The sequence below is a fragment of the Blattabacterium cuenoti genome, from assembly GCF_014252355.1.
GTDB classification, from domain to species: domain Bacteria; phylum Bacteroidota; class Bacteroidia; order Flavobacteriales; family Blattabacteriaceae; genus Blattabacterium; species Blattabacterium cuenoti_AD.
Genome location: NZ_CP059217.1, coordinates 62,941 through 82,827 on the forward strand (window position 1 = coordinate 62,941; position 19,887 = coordinate 82,827).

Sequence of the window (19,887 nt, forward strand, 5' to 3'; positions counted from 1 at the left end):
ATGTTAAATAGTAATAATCAAAGTATCAAATATAATGTAATTCATGCATTATATAATGATAAAAATTTAATGATTGATAGTATCAAATTACTTATTAAAAATAAAAATATAAAAATCAAAGAAGTATATTCACCTTTTCCAATACATAATTTAGATAAATTATTAAAACTTAAACCAACTAATTTATCTATATATGCCTTTATATATGGGTTATTTGGTTTTTTTTTTTCAAATTTAATCATTTGGTATACGATGATTTATGATTGGCCTCAAAATATTGGAGGAAAACCATCTTTTTCATGGATTCAAAATTTCCCTTCTTTTATTCCTGTTATATTTGAATTATCAATTTATTTTTCTGCACATTTGATGTGTATTACATATCTCTTTCAATGTAAATTATTTCCATGGACAAAATCAAAAAATCCAGATCCTAGAACAACAGATAATTTGTTTATGATAGAAATTGAATATGACAAAAATCAAACAAATTCTATATTTTATTTTTCATCTTTTTTACAAAAACAAGGTGCAATAGAAGTCCATTGTAAATAAAAAGTAAAGTAATGATAAAATATTATTCTAGAATAGTAATTGTTTTATTGTTTTCAATTTGTTGTAATTCTTGTTGGTTCAATAAACAATATCCTAACATAGTATATATGCCAGATATGTATTATTCAGATGCATATGAACCGTATTCTGATCCATATCCATATTACAAATCTTCTATCAACAAAATTAAAATTAATCCTTTTGTAATAGAACAAACATCATCAATTACTTCAGTAGAAGGAACTATTCCAAGAAATTATTATGAATCATTTTCAAAATATACACAAGATAATACAAATCATGGATATTTTCAATCAAAAAAAATTATTGAATCTCCTTTACAAAATAAAGAAAATAAAGTCATGAATAATATATTTCAAGATGGAAAAAAAATATATACAGTTAATTGTGCTATTTGTCATGGAAATTTAGGAGATGGAGAAGGGTACTTAGTAAAGTCTGGAAAAATTTTAGGTATTCCTAATTATAAAGATCGATCTATTACTGTTGGAAGTATTTATCATGTAATTACATATGGCAAAAATAATATGAGTTCATATGCATCTCAACTGAATAAGTTAGATAGATGGAAAGTTTCAGAATATGTTATGTTATTAAAAAATAAATTAACAAAATCAAATGTCTTATAATTTTTTTAAAGATAAAAATAAAGAAAAAAAATTCATTATATTTTTTATAATATTAGGTTTATTTTTAATTTTTTTTGATATTATAAAATTTAATAATTCATTAATTGAACAATTACATAATATTATCATTATTACATATACAAATATTTTATATTTGACTTTAATTTCTTTAGGAATATTATGTTTTTTAACAATTCAATATGTTTCAAAATCAGTATGGTCTGTAATTATTTATCCTATTATGGAAATTTTATCATCATTTTTACCTTATGGATGTATGTTAATTTTTATAATGTTTATATTTAACTCTTTGAATATAATACAACTATTACCTTGGATGAATACAAATGTTGTGAATCCAAATTCTATATTGTATGATGAAATTATTGCAAATAAAAAAGAATTTTTAAATGTTCCATTTTTTTTGATTAGAAATATATTTTACATGATTGTGTGGAATGTGTTTTATTTTAAAATAAAAAAAATCTCATGTATTTTACATAACAATTATTCTATTAAATTATATGAAAAATTAAATTCTTTATCCGTTAAATTTATTATATTTTTTGCGATTACTTCTATATTTATGGGATGGGATTGGATTATGTTTCTCAATCCACATTGGATTAGTACAATATTTAGCTGGTATTTGTTTAGTAGTTATTTATCCGCAGGAATTGGAGTAATTATTCTATTTTCTATTTATTTAAATAAAATAGGATATTTATCATATTTTAATGAACATCATTTACATGATTTAAGTAAATATTTATTTTCAAGTAGTTTATTATGGACTTATTTTTGGTTTTCACAATTTCTTCTTTATTGGTATAGTAATATTCCAGAAGAAATGATTTTTTTTATAAAAAGAACTATTTTCTATGAAAATATTCATTTTTGGATGTTAATTTTAAATTTTTTAATTCCTTTTTTTGGACTACTTAGTAGTAAAAATAAAAAAAATCCATTAATAGTATCAATGATTTCTATTATTATACTTATAGGTCATTATATAGATATGTATCAGTTAATAATACCAGAAATAAGTTTATTTAAATATAATTTTGGATTGGCTGATATAGGAATGTTATTAATTATAGTCTCTATTTTTTTAAAGATTATATTTTATAATGTTAATAAACATCAATTAAAATATATTGGCCATCCTTATTTTAAAGAAAGTCAACATTATAAATATCCTTATATGTAATTATAATTATATTAATATGAATATGATGGATGTATAATATTTTCTTGTTTTATAAAATGTATAATAGATTGTTTTTTTCCAAAAATAGTTAAAATATCTCCATTTTGTAACATTGTTTCTTCATTTACTAATCCAATTACTTGTTTAGAATCTATTTGATGTTTTTTATAAAAAAATAAATTTAATTTTACATTTCTTATTATAGTAATTAATAAAATAGAATATTTTTGTATTAATTGTAACATTTTAACAGATTTTCCATTAAAAGATGATGGAGAAAATACTTCGGCAATAGAATATTGATGATCTATTTTAAAATAATTTAACGCATAATTAAATGATATTTGTTGAGTTAATCTAAAAGCTGCATCTTGTTCTGGATGAATAATTTCATTAATTCCCATAGCATTCAATATAGTATCATGTATTTGTGATAAAGATCTACTTATTATTCTAAGATTTTGATACTTTTTAAGTATAGCTGTTGTAACTATCGAAGATCCTTCATTTTCTCCAATAGCAACAATTCCTAAATTTGCTTGTTCTATAGGAATCATTTTATAAGCTTCTTCATTATTTGCATCCATGCATATTACATTTTCTATATGATCTTTTAATAAATTTACTTTTTCCATTTTATTATCTATTCCAAAAACTTCATGGCCATTATCTGTTAAATTTAAAGCTAAAGATCTTCCAAAATTTCCTAGTCCAATTATTATAATTTTCAAATTATATACATATTTTTATCTTAATTTATAAGAATATATCCATTTGGATATCTATAATAATCATGAGAAATGATTTTATTTTTTTTAAAAAATCCAAACATAATATTTAAACAACCTATTCTTCCTAATAACATTAAAATAATTAATACTAATTTACTACCATATGATAAACTCGGTGTTATGCCTAAAGATAATCCTACTGTTGAAAATGCAGAAACAACTTCAAAAATAATGTATAATAAATTTTTTTTTGGATCTAAAAATAAAATAATTAAAATACTTAAATATGTAGTAATAAAAGAAAAAATAATAATGGCAAAAGAACATTGAATACATTCATAAGATATTTCATTTTTTTGAATTTCTAATCTAGTTTTTCCTGTGGATAAAGAAATAATATTCATCAAGGCTAATACAAATGTACTTGTTTTAATTCCTCCACCTGTAGATCCTGGAGAGGCCCCAATCCACATTAGTAAAATAGTAATTAAAATAGTAATTGTAGTACAACGATGCATATTAATCACCTGAAATCCAGCAGTTCTTGATGTAACAGAAGAAAAAAATGAAGATATTAATTTACCTGTATAAGACTCATGTTCTAATAAAGAATGATTAAATTCAAAAGCAAAATAAAATATAGTTCCAAAAATAATTAAAAATATTGTAGACAATATTACTATTTTAGTATTCAAAGTTAAAATATGTGCTGGATTTTTAATATGTTGATTTTTAAATGTTTTATAAAAAAATTTTTTCATTGTTAACCATATATATGTAAATAAATTAAATGAACTATTAAATCCTATTCCACCTAATATTATTAAACTTGCTATTATAATTTGTAATACATAATGATATCGAACTGCGATAGAATATAATCCTTGGTTTAAAATAGAAAAGCCACCATTACAAAATGCAGATATTGAATGAAAAATAGCAAAAAATAAAGGATTATCAGATACATGTTGTTTTCTTATGGATAAAAAAATTAAAATTGCACCTATAGATTCTATTATTAAAGTAAAAAATACAACTTGTGCTGCTAAACTAAGAACATTATTTTTTTTTTTAGTATTTAGAAAATTACTAATATAATTTCCTTCTCTAAAAGAAAATCCATCTCTAAAAAAATAGCTTAAACAAGAAGTAATAGTCAATATTCCTAATCCACCAATTTCTATTAAAATTAATATTATCCATTGACCTAAATAAGTAAAATCTTTAGAGATATCTAATACTGATAACCCTGTGACACATACTGCACTAGTAGAAGTAAATAATGCATCTATAAATGATATTTTTTTAACTGTACAATTAGGCAATAATAATAAGAATGTACCAATTAAAGATAATAAAATGAAACTAGTAATAAAAATAATAACTGGATTATGATTATGAATTTTAAGATATATATTTCGTATTAAATACGTAATTATAATTAATATATATATAGTTAAACTAACTAATAACGATATTTCCATTAATTCATTATTTTTTTGAATTAAATAATTTATAATACAAAATATAAATGAACAAACAAGAACTATAAAAGATAAAAAGAAAATAGACTTATAACGTTTTTCTAAATGTTTTTTTAATAAATACGTTCCATTTAATATAATTAATGTAATAATTAATCCAAATAATATCGTACTATGTATACTAGTATTAATTTTAGGACCCCATCCTAATGAAAATATTAAATAAAAAATAATAAATGAAGTAAAAATAGATAATATGTATCGTAATTTTATGAATTTTTGTATCATAAGCTAAATAAATTTTTAATTAATAATAAGGTATTAATTTTGTGATATTTTCAAATTTGTTATTACAAAATTGTATATAAGAAAGAATTGACATTTCCATTGAAGATGGAAAAAAAATATATGGAATATAATGTAATGAATTAATTACAGATAAAGAATTAATATTATATCCAAAATAATATGCTTGATGTTTATTTTTCATAAAATCTTTAAAAAAATTTATCATACAATCATTTTTTTTTTTATAAATAGGAGTTATTCTTTTTTTGAATTTATTAAAAATAGATGTATAAAAATAATTTGATTTTGTACATATTATAGGAATTAAAAATTCTGATTTTATATTATTAATTTTATGACACATAATTGTTAAAGAATCTAACGATAACAAAGGTATATCCAATGAATTACACAATCCTTTAGCTGCAGACATTCCTATTCTCAAAGAAGTATATGATGATCCAGGACCTTTACTGATACATATAGATTTTAACTGACTAATACAGATTTTAGATATATCTATAGCATATTGAATAAATAAATGTAATTTATCAGAATGTATTGGTGGATCTAAATATTCTTCTATCATAATTAAGCATTTTCCCTTATTTGCTATACTTACTGAACAATTATTTGTAGAAGTTTCTAAATTTAGAATTAAACTCATTGAATTATTTTAATTTTTTTTATAAAAATGATAAATTCAAAACTAATAATTAATTATATTATTAATTGGTTGAAAAAGTACATAAAAAAATCCAAATCTAATGGATTTATTATTGGAATATCTGGAGGGATTGATTCTGCATTAACTTCAACATTGGTGGCAATGACCAAAAAACCAACTTTAGTATTAGAAATGCCAATTTTAGAAAAAAAAAATATTTTATCTAAAAAACATATAATATTTTTAAAAAAAAAGTTTTCAAATGTTTATCATTTAGAAAAAAACTTATACAAGTTATATATTTTATTTTCTGAAATAGTGTATGAAAAAAATCACATTGAACAACAAAGATCTTTAGCTTTAGCTAATATACAATCACGTTTACGAATGATCACATTATATTATTACGCCAATATTAATAATTATTTAGTAGTAGGAACTGGAAATAAAATAGAAGATTTTGGAGTAGGATTTTTTACAAAATATGGAGATGGAGGTGTAGATCTACAACCTATAGGAGATTTAACCAAAAATGAAGTTTACTTTTTATCTAAAGAACTGAATATTATTTCTTCTATACAAAATGCTATTCCTAAAGATGGATTATGGAAAGATCAAAGATCTGATGAAGATCAATTAAATGCTACTTATCAAGAATTAGAATGGGCAATGAAAAATTATAAAAATAATATTCGTATAACAAATAAAAAATATCATATTATGAAAATATATAAAAATTTACATAAAAAAAATAGACATAAAATTATACATATTCCAATTTGTATAATTCCTAATCATTTAAAATTTTAATAAAATTATTATATAAAGGCCCAATTTATCTTTATAATTTATATCAACTAAATAATGAATAAAAGTAATGTTAATATAATCAATTATAGGCATAAACATAATTTAAAAATTTATAATTCTTGGACTGGTAAAAAAGAATTATTTATTCCAATGAATAAAAAATATATTGGTATTTACGTTTGTGGCCCTACAGTTTATAATTATATTCATTTAGGCAATTGTAGAACTTTTATATTATTTGATTTCATTGTAAGATATTTTAAACATTTAAATTATAAAATACGTTATGTAAGAAATATTACAGATGTAGGTCATTTAGAAGAAGAAAATGATGAAGATAAAATATCTATAAGATCTAGAATTGAAGGTCTAGAACCTATGGAAGTAGTTAATAAATATACTATATTTTTTCATAAAATATTAGAAATATTTAATTTATTGCCTCCCAATATAGAACCAAGAGCAACAGGTCATATAATAGAACAAATCGATATAATAAAACAATTAATAAATAAAAATATAGCTTATGAAAAAAATGGATCTGTATATTTTAATATACAAAAATATAATAAACAATTTTCATATTTATATGGTAATTATGGATCATTAAGCCATAATGATATCACTCAATTAATTAATACAAATTATAATTTTTTAAATGATAAAAAACATTTTCATGATTTTGCTCTTTGGAAAAAAGCGCAAAATAATCATATTATGAATTGGAATTCTCCATGGGGAAAAGGATTCCCTGGATGGCATATAGAATGTACAACTATGAGTACAAAATATTTAGGAACAATTTTTGATATCCATGGAGGAGGAATAGATTTAAAATTTCCTCATCATGAATGTGAAATAGCACAATCTATAGCAATAAATAATCAAATGCTATCTCGTTATTGGATTCATTCTAATATTTTAACTTATAAAGGTAAAAAAATGAGTAAATCAAAAGGTAATTTTTTTGATATTACTAATTTAATAAATAACAACAAATTTCATCCTACAATCATACGATATTATATTTTAACATCTCATTATAGAAGTATTTTAAATTTTTCTGAACAAGGAATAAAAGATTCAGAAAAAGGATATTTTAAATTAATGCATACAATTAAAATAATTAATAAAATATTACATACGATTAATTGTAAAAAAAATACACTGACAAATACATTTAATTTTGATATTATACAATGGATAAAAGATTGTTATTATGCTATTGATGATGATTTTAATACACCTTTGTTAATTTCTCATTTATTTAAAATATATAAAATAACCAATTCTTATTATATTCATAACATGAAACTATCAGATATACATTTATTAAAAATGTATATGTATTATTTTTTATTCGATATTATGGGCTTAGAAATGATAAACATACAAAATATTGATAAACAATATAAAAATATGTATCATATTATAGAATTTTTAATACAATTAAGAATAGAAGAAAGAATAAAACAAAATTGGATTTTATCAGATAAAATACGTGATCTCTTATCTTTAATAGGAATTAAATTACAAGATAAAAAAATAAAATAATTATAATAATAAAAAAGCATTATTAAGATCATGGATTAGATCATCTATATTTTCTATGCCAATAGATAATCTAATAAGAGAATTTTGAATCCCAGTTTTAATTCTAATATCTAATGGAGTTGATTTATGTGTCATAGTGGATGGTTGACAAATTAAACTTTTTGTTCCTCCTAAACTTTCTGCTAATTTAAATAACTTAGTGGAAGTTACTATTTTTTTTGCAGCATATAATGTATCATTTTTTAAACTAAAAGATACAATACCACCAAAATATCTTTGTTGTTTTTTAGCTATAGTATAATTTTTATGACTTATTAATCCAGGATAATAAATTTTATCAATAATATTTTTTGTCTTTAAAAAAGAAGCAATTTTCATAGCATTTTCAGATTGTTTTTTTATTCTCAAATATAAAGTCTGACAACCTCTAATAGTTAACCAAGAATCCATAGGGGATAATATTCCACCAGTGGAATTTTGAATATATTTTAATGTATCATATAATTGTTTATTATTAACGATAATCAATCCTGCTAAGACATCTGAATGTCCAGCTAAATATTTAGTTGCACTATGAATAACTATATCTGATCCTAAATTAAGTGGTTTTTGAATTATAGGAGTAGCAAAGGTATTATCTACTACTATTAAAATATTTGAATTAATTTTTTTAACATTCAAACTAATTTTTTGTATATCTGAGATTTTTAATGTAGGGTTGGTTGGAGTTTCTAACCATATCATTTTAGTTTTTGAAGAAATATGTGATATTATATTTTTTAAACAAGAAGTATCTACAAAATTAGTGTTAATTCCTAATTTTTTATACAAATTTAATAACCTAAAAGTTCCACCATAAATATCATCAACAGCAATAATTTCATCTCCATTACTTAATAATTTTACTGTGGCATCTATAGCAGCTAATCCAGAAGCAAATGCTAAGCCTGCATATCCTTCTTCTAAATCTTTGATTATATTTTCTAATACTTTTCTAGTTGGATTATTAGTTCGTGTATAATCATATCCTTTATGAACTCCAGGTTCTTCTTGAACAAAGGTAGAAGTTTGATATATTGGAGTTGAAATAGCACCTGTCAGAGGATCTGATAAAATATTTTGAATTAATTTTGTTTCTTCCTTCATCATATAACATTATTTTAACATAATTGTAAAATTGCAGATAAAATTAATCTTTATTATGCAAAAATATAAGTTTCATTTATTATATTTAGAATATATATAATTTTTTATAAATTTAAATCATTATTAATTTGTTCAAATTATTAAAAGTTTTATTATTCATTTTAATTATAATACCAATAAATTCTAATGGTAACAATAATAATTTAGATATATCTAAAATTATTTTTGAACACATATTAGATTCTCATGATTGGCATATAGTAAATAATAAAATTATATTACATTTGCCAATTATTTTATTAAATAAAAATAAAAAATTAGAAATATTTTCATCAAAAAAATTTTATCATGGAAAATTAGTTAAAGGAAAATATAATTTTTATAAAATGTTTAAAGACAAAATATACATTACTAATTGTACAGGACAATTAAATATGAATAATAAAGGCAATCCAATAAATGATCAACCAATATTAGATTTATCTATTACTAAAAATATTATATCTATCATATTATCTATTATAATATTATTTATTATTTTTATCAAGATGGTATTCAGTTATAAAAATTGTTATACTACATGGAATTTAGGAATATTGTTAGAATTTTTAATATTATTTATTCGAGATGAAATAGTTATTCCAAATATTGGAAATACAAAATATAAAAAATATTTACCTTTTTTATTAACTTTATTCTTTTTTATATTAATTAATAATTTAATTGGATTAATTCCTGGATTTCCAAATGTTACAGGAAATATTAATATCACATTTGGACTTTCTGCAATAGTTTTTTTTATAATGAATTTATCTTCTAATAAAAATTATTGGAAACATTTATTATGGATGCCTAATGTTCCAATTTTTATTAAAATCATATTAGCACCGATAGAATTTATAGGACTATTTATTCGGCCTATGACTTTATGTATTCGTTTATTTGCTAATATTACTGCAGGACATATTGTTATTTTAAGTTTTATTTGTTTAATTTTTATTTTTAAAAGTTTGTGGATTGCAAGCTTTTCTATTATTTTCGGTTTTTTTATATTTTTATTAGAAATAATGGTTTCTTTTTTACAGGCATTTATATTTACCAATATATCTGCTTTATTAATAGGATCTGTTATTAATTATTCAAAATAAATATTATATGATAGATTTAATTTATTCAGGATTAGCAGCTTTAGGTGCTGGATTAGCGGTACTAGGAGCTGGATTAGGAATTGGAAAAATTGGTAGTTCAGCTATGGATGCTATATCTAGACAGCCAGAAGCTGCAGAAAAAATACAAAATGCCATGATTATAGCTGCAGCTTTGATTGAAGGTGCTGCTTTATTTGGAATAGTTACAGCCTTATTAGCTGTATTTAAATAGTTATTAAATAATAAATATGGTGGATTTAATGACTCCTTCTTTTGGATTAATTATATGGAATATTATAATATTTTTATGTGCAATTTATTTTTTATCAAAGTATGCATGGACTCCTATAATAAAATTTATAGAAAACAGAGAACAACAAATTATAAATTCTATAACAAATGCTAATAAAATTAAACAACAATTTATATTATTGGATCAACAACAAAAAAAAATATTACAAGAAGCAATATATAAAAGAGATTCTATTATCAAAGAAGCAATGCAAATAAAAAATAATATACAAAAAAAAGCAATAAATGATGGAATATTAGCACAAAGAAAAATTATTAATGAAACAAAAAGAATGTTAAAAATAGAAAAAGAAATAGCTATTCAAGAAATTAAAAATCAAATAGGTTCTGTTTCCATTACAATAGCAGAAAAAATACTAAAAAAAGAACTTAATAATAAAGATTTGTCTCAAGAAAAATTTATAGATAATTTTCTAAAAACCTTATAAAAAGTACTTATTATGAATAAAAAACTTATTAATAATTATGCTCAAGTTTTGTTTGAATTTTCCATCAAAAATGAAAAAAATAGTTTTTTTTTTATAAAAACATAGAAAAATTATATAATTTTTTACTTATAAATATTGAATTTCATCAAATGTTTATTTCTTCAATAATATCAAATAAAATAAAATTAAAAATTATAAAAAAAATTTTTTATAATCATGAATTACTTATTTATAAGTTTATGAAACTTTTAATTATACGAAATAGAGAATTTTTGATTAAAAAAATTCTTCAGGAATATATAACTATATATAGAAAACACAAAGGATTAATTAATTGTTTATTTATATCATCTACCTATATCAATATAAAAATACAACAATACGTACTGCAAAAAATATTTAATAAAACAAATTATAATATTATTAATAAAATAGATCCATATATTATAGGGGGATTCATACTGCAAATAGAATGGACAGAATGGGATTTTAGTGTTAAAAGACAATTATTTAATATTAAAGAAAGATTTATAAATATTTAATAATTTTTATTTATGTCATAATATGTCAGATATAAAATATTCTGAAATACCTTCTATTTTAAAAGAACAATTATCAGATTTTAAATACGAAAAAAAATTATCAGAATTTGGAATTGTGGTTCAAATAGGAGATGGAATTATTAGAGCAATTGGATTGAATACAGTATTTTATGGAGAATTAGTAGAATTTCAACAAAGTAAAACTATAGGAATTGTCTTAAATTTAGAAGAATACCATGTTAGTATAGTTTTATTATCTTCTTCAAAAAATATTAAAGAAGGAAATAAAGTAATTCGTACAGGTAAATTTTTTTCTATTAAAGTAGGTAATCAAATGTTAGGAAGAGTCATCAATACCTTAGGAGAACCTATTGATGGCAAAGGGCCTATATCTGGTCAACTATTTAATATGCCATTAGAAAGAAATGCTCCAGGAATTATATATAGAGAACCAGTCACAGAACCACTACAAACTGGAATTAAATTAATAGATTCAATGATTCCTATAGGAAAAGGACAAAGAGAATTAATTATAGGAGATAGACAAACAGGTAAAACTACAATAGCTATTGATATTATTATTAATCAAAAAGAAACATTTGAAACTAATCATCCAGTATATTGCATTTATGTTGCTATTGGACAAAAAGCTTCTACAATAGCAAGAATTCAAACATTATTAAAAGAAAAAAATGCATTATCATATACAATTATAGTAGCTGCACCTGCTTCAGAACCTGCTGCAATACAAGTATATGCTCCATTTGCTGGAACCGCTATAGGAGAATATTTTAGAGATACTGGTCATTCTGCTGTTGTTATATATGATGATTTATCAAAACAAGCAATAGCTTATAGAGAAATTTCATTATTATTAAGAAGACCACCTGGAAGAGAAGCATATCCAGGAGATATATTTTATCTGCATTCACGTTTATTAGAAAGATCTGCTAAAATTATTAGAGATAAAAATATTGCTGAAAAAATTAATAATCTTCCAGAAGATTTAAAATATAAAGTAAAAAGTGGTGGGTCATTGACTGCTATTCCTATTGTTGAAACTCAATCTGGTGATGTATCATCTTACATTCCAACTAATGTTATTTCTATTACTGATGGACAGATTTTTTTAGAAAAAGATTTATTTAATTCTGGTATACGTCCTGCAATTAATGAAGGAATATCGGTCTCTAGAGTTGGAGGCGCCGCACAAATTCAATCAATGAGAAAAATTGCTGGTACTTTAAAACTCGATCAAGCACAATTTAGAGAATTAGAATCTTTTTCACAATTTTCATCTGAATTAGATCCAAATACAATGAAAATAATAGAAAAAGGAAAAAGAAATATAGAAATTTTAAAACAAGCACCATATTCTCCATATAATATATCTGATCAAATAGCTATTATATATGCAGGAACTAAAAATCTTTTAAAAACAATTCCTATTGATAAAATTTCTTCTTTTGAAAAAGAGTATCTTTTTTATTTAAATGAACAATATAAAGATTTATTATACGATCTAAAATTAGGAATAATTAATGAAAAAATCACTGGAACATTAGACAATATTATTACAGAATTAAGTAAGAAATATTTATCATAATGCATCATGATTAATCAAAAAGAAATAAAAAAAAGAATTCAATCAATGAATTCTTTAATAAAAACAACAGAAGCTATGAAAATGATTTCTGTTGTTAAATTAAGAAAATTAAAAGAAAAAAAAATACATATTAATATGTATTATGATGAAATAACAAAAATTTTTAATAATTTAATTATTACAACATGTAAACATTCAAACTTAAATTTTTTAAAAAACACAAAATATTTTTTATTTGATCATAATAAAAAAAATAAAAAAACATTATTTATTATATTAACTTCTGATCGTGGATTATGTGGATCGTTTAATTATTCAATCTTTAATAAGATTAATACTATTATTAATAATACAAAATATTATAAAGAAAAATATTTATTTTTTTCTATAGGCAAAAAAGGAATAGATTTTTTGTTAAAAAAAAAATATAATTTATATCATCATACTCAATTATATAGTAATAATTGTAATAAAAAAAATGTATTGTATTTAATACAACAAATAATTAAAGATTTTTTAAATGACAAAATTAATTATATATATATAGTTTATAATACATTACAAAAAAATTCTTTTCATAAAACAAATTATGAATTATTTTTACCTATTATTTATTCTGATTTTTTAAAAATCAAAGAAAAACATTTTATTTATAATAATGATTTTATTTTAGAATGTTCTACCAAAGAATTTTTCAATTACATTATACAAACTTTTTTAAAAATAAAATTGTTAAAAACAATATTAGAATCTTATACTGCAGAACATACATCTAGAATGATTTCGATGCATAAAGCAACAGAAAATGCCTATAAAATTAAAGAAGATCTTATATTAAATTATAATAAAGAACGACAAACTGCTATTACAAAAGAAATACTTGAAATTATTAGTGGAATAGACTCCTTACAATGAATATTCAGCAATAAAATGATATATAATAATAATCAATTATGACAAAAAGAATATTAACTGGAATTCAAAGTACTGGAACACCTCATTTAGGAAATATTTTAGGTGTTATTCTTCCTTCTATAAGACTGTTTAAAAAATATGTAAATACAAAACAATTTGTATTTATAGCCGATTTACATTCTTTAATACAACAAAACGATTTTGAACAAATTCAAAATAATGCTTATCATATAGCAGCAGCATGGTTATCTTTTGGATTAAATATAGAAAAAACTATCTTATATAGACAATCAGATGTTTCATCAGAAGTGACAGAACTCGCTTGGTATATTAATTGTTGTTTTCCATATAATAGATTAATTCTATCCCATTCTTTCAAAGAAAGAAGCAAACATGATAAAACCAAAATTAACGTTGGATTATTTACTTATCCTATTTTAATGGCCGCAGATATATTGCTTTATAATGCTGAAATTATTCCTGTTGGTAAAGATCAATTACAACATATAGAAATTACAAGAAGTGCAGCAAATAAATTAAATAACAAAATAGGAAAAAAACTCTTTGTACTACCGATCCCATATTTTCATAAAACAACGATGTTAATACCTGGAACAAATGGACAAAAAATGAGTAAATCAAAAAAAAATTATATTAATATTTTTTCTTCAGATGATAATTTAAAAAAACAAATAATGAGTATTAAAACAGATAATACATTTTTTAAAGAAAAAAAAAATCCTGATACAAGTATTATTATATCATTATATAAATTAATAGCTTCTAAAGAAAAAGTAGACAAAATGAAAACAAAATATTTACAAGGAAAATATGGATATTTAGAAGCTAAATTAACGTTATATAAATGTTTGATTGAAACATTTTCATTTGAAAGAAAACAATTTACATTTTTTATAAACAATAAATCGTTGTTAGATAATATATTATACTCAGGTGCTAAAAAAGCAAAAATTATAGCTAATCAAAGATTAAATGAAATTAGAAAAAATTTTAGATTAAAAGAAATTTTGAATATAAATTAATATGTCACTATGACATAAATATAATATATGGCAAAAATTTTGCTTTATTATCATTCATATTAATTAAGATTAAAAATATTTTTTTGTTATGAATATACAACAAGAAAATTCTGAACAAAATAATTATAATAATACAAAAAAATTATCTAATTGTTCCTGTAAAGAAGAAACTAAAAAAGAAAATAAGACAACAAATTATAAATTTAAAGAAGAACTTATTCTTCTGGAAGAAAAATTAAAAAAAGAAAAAGACAAATTTTTGCGCATTTTTGCAGAATTTGAAAATTATAAAAAAAGAATTCAAAAAGAAAGAATAGAACTATTTAGAATCACTCATCAACAAATGATGATAGATTTAATTCCTGTATTAGATGATTTTGAACGAAGTATAACAGACTTGAAAAAATATAAAGAAAATATTGTTATACAAGGGGTTTCATTAATACAAGAAAAACTAATAAAAATTTTGCATCAAAAAGGTCTGAATAAAATGAAAATTAAACAAGGAGATGATTTTAATACAGATTTTCATAATGCAATTAACCAAACTCCAGTGATAAAAGAAAATTTAAAAGAAAAAATCATAGAAATTGTGGAAGATGGTTACTTATTACAAGACAAAGTAATACGACATGCTAAAGTTATTATTGGAAAATAACGTAAAAAATAAAAAAATTTTTCATGGTAAAACGAGATTATTACGAAGTATTAGGAGTACCCAAAAATGCTACTTTAAGTGATATAAAAAAAGCATATCGAAAATTAGCAATTAAATATCATCCTGATAAAAATCCAAAAAATAAAAAAAAAGCAGAAGAAAAATTTAAAGAAGCAGCAGAAGCCTACGAAGTATTAAGCAATGATAATAAAAAACAACGCTATGATAAATTCGGACATGCAGGTATGAAAGGAACTCATACCGATATGAATATGGACGATATTTTTACCAATTTTGGAGATATATTTGCAGATGCATTTGGTAGTGGATTTGCTGGCAGTTTTAATTTTGGAAAATATTCAAGGAATGAAACTATAATGAAAGGGAGCGATCTTAGAATTAGAGTAAAATTATCTTTAGAAGAAATCGCTACTGGAATAGAAAAAAACATTAAGGTAATAAAAATGAAGATTGCTGATGGATTGAGATTTATTCAATGTAAATTTTGTAATGGTACAGGACAAAAAATTCGGATTATGAATACCATTTTAGGAAAAATGCAAACTGCTACTCAATGTAATATATGTAATGGCATTGGTAAACAAATTGACAATATTCCATATGGAGCTAATAAATATGGTTTAATTCAAAAAGAAGAAGTAGTAAATATTAAAATTCCAGCTGGATTAACAGAAGGAATTCAATTAAAAGTGTCAGGAAAAGGAAATGATGCACCATTTAATGGCATTTCTGGAGATTTAATCATATTAATTGAGGAATTACCTCATTCTAAATTTAAAAGAGAAGGTAGTAATCTTCATTATAATCTATATATATCTTTTTCTGATGCTGTATTAGGTGTGTATAAAGAAATTCCTACTCTTAACGGAAAAGCAAGAATTAAAATAGCTTCTGGAACACAATCTGGAAAAACGTTAAGATTAAAAAATAAAGGAATTCCAAAAGTTGAAGGATATGGAATAGGTAGTCTATTTATTCATGTAAATGTTTGGACTCCAAAAAAAATGAATGAAGAACAAAAACAATTTTTTGAAAAAATGAGAAAAAATGAGAATTTTTTACCACCTACTAATAATTCTGGAAAATCATTTTTTGATTATGTAAGAGATATTTTTTCTTAAAATTGAGTTATAACAAAATTGTTTATGTCTAAATTAAAAGTAGTAGTAGCTCTTTCAGGTGGAGTAGATTCTAGTGTAGCAGCTTTAATATTAAAAAAACAAGGATATGATGTAATTGGATTGTTTATAAATACTTGGGATAATAATGATGATGATTATAGTAATATGGTTACATGTTGTAATTGGAAAGAAGATAGTATATATGCAATGTTAGTAGCAAATAAATTAAATATTCCATTTCAAATAATAGAGATGAAAAATGAATATAAAAAAAATATTATCAATTATATGTTTGAAGGATATCAATCTGGAATTACTCCTAATCCTGATATTATGTGCAATAGCAAAATAAAATTTGATTTTTTTTTAAAAAAAGCTATTAATTTAGGAGCTGATTTTATTGCAACTGGACATTATGTTAATAAACAATATTGTATAAAAAATAATAAAATTATTTATAGATTATTAATTGGAAAAGATTATAATAAAGATCAATCTTATTTTTTATGTCAACTAAAACAATATCAATTATCAAAATCTATTTTTCCTTTAGGTAAATTAACAAAACAACAAGTTAGACAAATAGCCAGTCAAAGTGGATTATGTAATGCAGACAAAAAAGATTCTCAAGGTTTATGTTTTTTAGGAAAAATTAATTTATATAAATTTTTGCAACAAAAAATACCACAAAAAAAAGGACAAATCATAAATATTGATTCAAATGCTTCTTGTATTTATAATAATAAAAATATTTCACCACAATATTGTAAATCAGATGGCAAACTTATAGGATATCATAATGGATCACAATTTTTTACAAAAGGACAAAGAAAAGGGTTATCTATAGGAGGGTTGAAACAACCTATTTTTGTTATTGAAACAGATATCAAACATAATATTGTTTATACAGGAATGGGAAGACAACATCCTGGATTATATGATAAATATCTATTTATACAACAAAATAATATTCATTGGATAAGAGATGATTATACTATGTTAGATGGAGATACAATGAATGTTTGTTGTAGAACTCGTTATAGACAACCTTTACAAAAAGCTATTATAAAAAAAATTTCAAATGGAATGTTAATAGAATTTAAAACTATGCAATTTGCTATTACTAAAGGCCAATTTGCTGCATGGTATATAAACGAAGAATTAATAGGATCTGGGATCATATCATGAAAAAATAATATAAAATGCTTTTATATCACCTATTTTTTTCATATTTTTATATACTTCTTTTAATTGGTGTATAATATATCTAATATATCTAGATTAGATTTATAATGGTGAAAAAAATTAACAATTTTAGTAAAAAAATTACAGAAACAGATGATTTACCAGCCTCTCATGCAATGTTATATGCTATTGGAATCAAAGATACAGATTTTAAAAAGGCTCAGGTAGGAATTGTAACTAATTGGTATGAAGGAAATCCTTGCAATATACATTTAGATAAATTAGGAAAAATTGTAAAACAATCAATTCAAAATAAAAACAAATTAAATGTATTTCAAATTACTACCATTGGAGTAAGTGACGGCATTACAATGGGAACATCAGGCATGAGGTATTCTCTTCCATCTAGAGAGTTAATAGCAGATAGTATAGAAACTGTTATTCATTCACACCATTATGATGGTGTCATAGCTATTCCAGGATGTGATAAAAATATTCCAGGAGTTATGATGGCGTTATTAAGATTAAATAGACCATCAATGATTATTTATGGTGGTAGTATATCTTCTGGATTATATAATAAAAAAAAATTAGATATCGTTTCTGCTTTTGAAGCTTTTGGAGAAAAAAATGTTGGGAACATATCTCAAGAACAATATAAACAAATTATTAAACATTCATGTCCTGGTCCTGGATCTTGTGGAGGAATGTATACTGCAAATACTATGGCATCCGCTATGGAAGCAATAGGAATGACACTTCCTTATTCATCATCATATCCTGCAACAAGTAAAAATAAAGAAATAGAATGTCAACATTCAGAACAATATATATACAATCTTTTGAAATACAACATTACACCTAAAGATATTGTTACAAAAAATTCTATAGAAAATGGAATTAAATTAGCAATTTCTTTGGGAGGATCTACAAATTTAATTATTCATTTTTTAGCTATTGCAAAATGTGCAAATATTAAATTAGAATTAAAAGATTTTCAATATTTAAGTTCTATTACTCCTGTTATTGGTAATTTAAAACCTAGTGGTAAATATCTTATGGAAGATATACATAAATATATTGGTGGTATGCCAGTAATTATTAAATATTTAATTAATGAAGGTATACTAAATGGAAATTGTTTAACTGTTACTGGACAATCATTATATGAAAATGTTAAAAATCTTCCAAACATAAATTTTAAGAATCAAAAAATTATTTATTCTTTAAAAAATCCTATCAAAGAAAATGGACATATAAAAATTTTATATGGTAATATAGCTACGAAAGGTTCAGTGGCAAAAATAAGTGGAAAAGAAGGATTATATTTTCGTGGTATAGCAAAAGTATTTAATTCTGAAGAAGAAGCCAATACAGCAATATTAAAAAATAATATAAAAAAGGGAGAAGTAATAGTTATTAGATATGTTGGTCCTGCTGGAGGTCCTGGAATGCCAGAAATGTTAAAACCAACATCGTATATTATGGGAGCAGGATTAAGTAAATATGTAGCACTTATTACAGATGGTAGATTTTCTGGTGGATCACATGGATTTGTAGTGGGACATATTACTCCAGAAGCATATTATGGAGGAGTTATAGCATTAATTAAAAATGGGGATTTTATTAAAATAGATTCAGAAAATAATACAATAACTTTGGAAGTAGAAGAAACAGAAATAAAAAAAAGAAGACAATTTTGGAGTCCTAATAAATCAAAAATACAAATAGGATATTTATATAAATATATGAAAACTGTTTCTTCTGCTTCTGAAGGATGTATAACTGATCAATAATAATGTTTTTTAATGTT

The 19,887-nt window shown here is 22.3% G+C and carries 20 protein-coding genes; 16 read left to right on the top strand and 4 right to left on the bottom strand.

Annotated features, from left to right (window positions below; translation table 11 throughout):
- Genes H0H38_RS00275 through H0H38_RS00285 form a run of 3 tightly spaced genes read left to right on the top strand, consistent with a single transcriptional unit; the run spans position 1 to position 2,415 of the window.
- Positions 1-555: a DUF3341 domain-containing protein gene (locus H0H38_RS00275; RefSeq protein WP_185872803.1), complete on the top strand. Its 555-nt coding sequence runs from the start codon at positions 1-3 to the stop codon at positions 553-555.
- Between the two features lie 11 nt (positions 556-566).
- Positions 567-1,205 (top strand): c-type cytochrome, encoded by a 639-nt coding sequence (locus tag H0H38_RS00280; protein ID WP_185872804.1) that lies wholly within the window; start codon positions 567-569, stop codon positions 1,203-1,205.
- On the top strand, positions 1,195-2,415 hold the full coding sequence (locus tag H0H38_RS00285) for a hypothetical protein (protein ID WP_185872805.1): 1,221 nt from the start codon (positions 1,195-1,197) through the stop codon (positions 2,413-2,415). The genes H0H38_RS00280 and H0H38_RS00285 overlap by 11 nt, the downstream gene beginning before the upstream one ends.
- 11 nt (positions 2,416-2,426) lie before the next feature.
- Here the strand turns inward: H0H38_RS00285 and H0H38_RS00290 are convergent, their stop codons facing one another.
- The 3 genes from H0H38_RS00290 to tsaB are packed head-to-tail and all read right to left on the bottom strand — an operon-like array spanning position 2,427 to position 5,585.
- Positions 2,427-3,146: a potassium channel family protein gene (locus H0H38_RS00290; RefSeq protein ID WP_185872806.1), complete on the bottom strand. Its 720-nt coding sequence runs from the start codon at positions 3,144-3,146 to the stop codon at positions 2,427-2,429.
- A 20-nt stretch (positions 3,147-3,166) separates the two neighbouring features.
- A complete protein-coding gene (locus tag H0H38_RS00295) occupies positions 3,167-4,918 on the bottom strand; it encodes a TrkH family potassium uptake protein (protein ID WP_185872807.1) in 1,752 nt (583 codons plus the stop codon).
- Between the two features lie 19 nt (positions 4,919-4,937).
- The gene (gene tsaB, locus H0H38_RS00300) at positions 4,938-5,585 is read right to left on the bottom strand and encodes a tRNA (adenosine(37)-N6)-threonylcarbamoyltransferase complex dimerization subunit type 1 TsaB (protein WP_185872808.1); all 648 of its coding nucleotides are present in this window, start codon (positions 5,583-5,585) and stop codon (positions 4,938-4,940) included.
- A 27-nt stretch (positions 5,586-5,612) separates the two neighbouring features.
- Between tsaB and nadE the strand changes: the two genes are divergently transcribed.
- Positions 5,613-6,395, top strand: a complete 783-nt coding sequence (gene nadE / locus H0H38_RS00305; protein ID WP_185872809.1) for an NAD(+) synthase — start codon at positions 5,613-5,615, stop codon at positions 6,393-6,395.
- A gap of 54 nt (positions 6,396-6,449) precedes the next feature.
- Positions 6,450-7,949 carry a cysteine--tRNA ligase gene (gene cysS, locus H0H38_RS00310; protein WP_185872810.1) on the top strand — a complete coding sequence of 500 codons (1,500 nt, stop codon included), beginning with the start codon at positions 6,450-6,452 and terminating at the stop codon, positions 7,947-7,949.
- Here cysS and H0H38_RS00315 read toward each other — a convergent pair whose 3' ends face one another.
- Positions 7,950-9,095: a trans-sulfuration enzyme family protein gene (locus H0H38_RS00315; RefSeq protein WP_185872975.1), complete on the bottom strand. Its 1,146-nt coding sequence runs from the start codon at positions 9,093-9,095 to the stop codon at positions 7,950-7,952.
- A gap of 128 nt (positions 9,096-9,223) precedes the next feature.
- On the opposite strand from H0H38_RS00315, the gene atpB reads away from it, so the two are divergent.
- From atpB to ilvD, 11 genes are all read left to right on the top strand, one after another.
- The gene (gene atpB / locus H0H38_RS00320; RefSeq protein WP_317168650.1) at positions 9,224-10,243 is read left to right on the top strand and encodes a F0F1 ATP synthase subunit A; all 1,020 of its coding nucleotides are present in this window, start codon (positions 9,224-9,226) and stop codon (positions 10,241-10,243) included.
- A gap of 7 nt (positions 10,244-10,250) precedes the next feature.
- Positions 10,251-10,475 (top strand): ATP synthase F0 subunit C, encoded by a 225-nt coding sequence (gene atpE, locus H0H38_RS00325; protein ID WP_185872811.1) that lies wholly within the window; start codon positions 10,251-10,253, stop codon positions 10,473-10,475.
- Between the two features lie 16 nt (positions 10,476-10,491).
- A complete protein-coding gene (gene atpF, locus H0H38_RS00330; protein ID WP_238785407.1) occupies positions 10,492-10,983 on the top strand; it encodes a F0F1 ATP synthase subunit B in 492 nt (163 codons plus the stop codon).
- Between the two features lie 149 nt (positions 10,984-11,132).
- Positions 11,133-11,525 (top strand): F0F1 ATP synthase subunit delta, encoded by a 393-nt coding sequence (locus tag H0H38_RS00335; protein WP_238785408.1) that lies wholly within the window; start codon positions 11,133-11,135, stop codon positions 11,523-11,525.
- Between the two features lie 22 nt (positions 11,526-11,547).
- Entirely contained in the window at positions 11,548-13,131 is a 1,584-nt protein-coding gene (gene atpA / locus H0H38_RS00340) for a F0F1 ATP synthase subunit alpha (protein WP_185872812.1), read from the top strand.
- A gap of 6 nt (positions 13,132-13,137) precedes the next feature.
- On the top strand, positions 13,138-14,046 hold the full coding sequence (gene atpG / locus H0H38_RS00345) for an ATP synthase F1 subunit gamma (RefSeq protein WP_185872813.1): 909 nt from the start codon (positions 13,138-13,140) through the stop codon (positions 14,044-14,046).
- Positions 14,047-14,084: 38 nt separating this feature from the next.
- A complete protein-coding gene (gene trpS / locus H0H38_RS00350; RefSeq protein WP_185872814.1) occupies positions 14,085-15,089 on the top strand; it encodes a tryptophan--tRNA ligase in 1,005 nt (334 codons plus the stop codon).
- 88 nt (positions 15,090-15,177) lie between these two features.
- A complete protein-coding gene (locus tag H0H38_RS00355; protein ID WP_185872815.1) occupies positions 15,178-15,747 on the top strand; it encodes a nucleotide exchange factor GrpE in 570 nt (189 codons plus the stop codon).
- Positions 15,748-15,770: 23 nt separating this feature from the next.
- The gene (locus H0H38_RS00360; protein WP_185872816.1) at positions 15,771-16,889 is read left to right on the top strand and encodes a DnaJ C-terminal domain-containing protein; all 1,119 of its coding nucleotides are present in this window, start codon (positions 15,771-15,773) and stop codon (positions 16,887-16,889) included.
- Positions 16,890-16,913: 24 nt separating this feature from the next.
- Positions 16,914-18,077: a tRNA 2-thiouridine(34) synthase MnmA gene (gene mnmA / locus H0H38_RS00365; RefSeq protein WP_185872817.1), complete on the top strand. Its 1,164-nt coding sequence runs from the start codon at positions 16,914-16,916 to the stop codon at positions 18,075-18,077.
- Positions 18,078-18,181: 104 nt separating this feature from the next.
- Positions 18,182-19,870 (top strand): dihydroxy-acid dehydratase, encoded by a 1,689-nt coding sequence (ilvD, locus tag H0H38_RS00370; protein WP_185872818.1) that lies wholly within the window; start codon positions 18,182-18,184, stop codon positions 19,868-19,870.
- Positions 19,871-19,887: the final 17 nt, after the last annotated feature.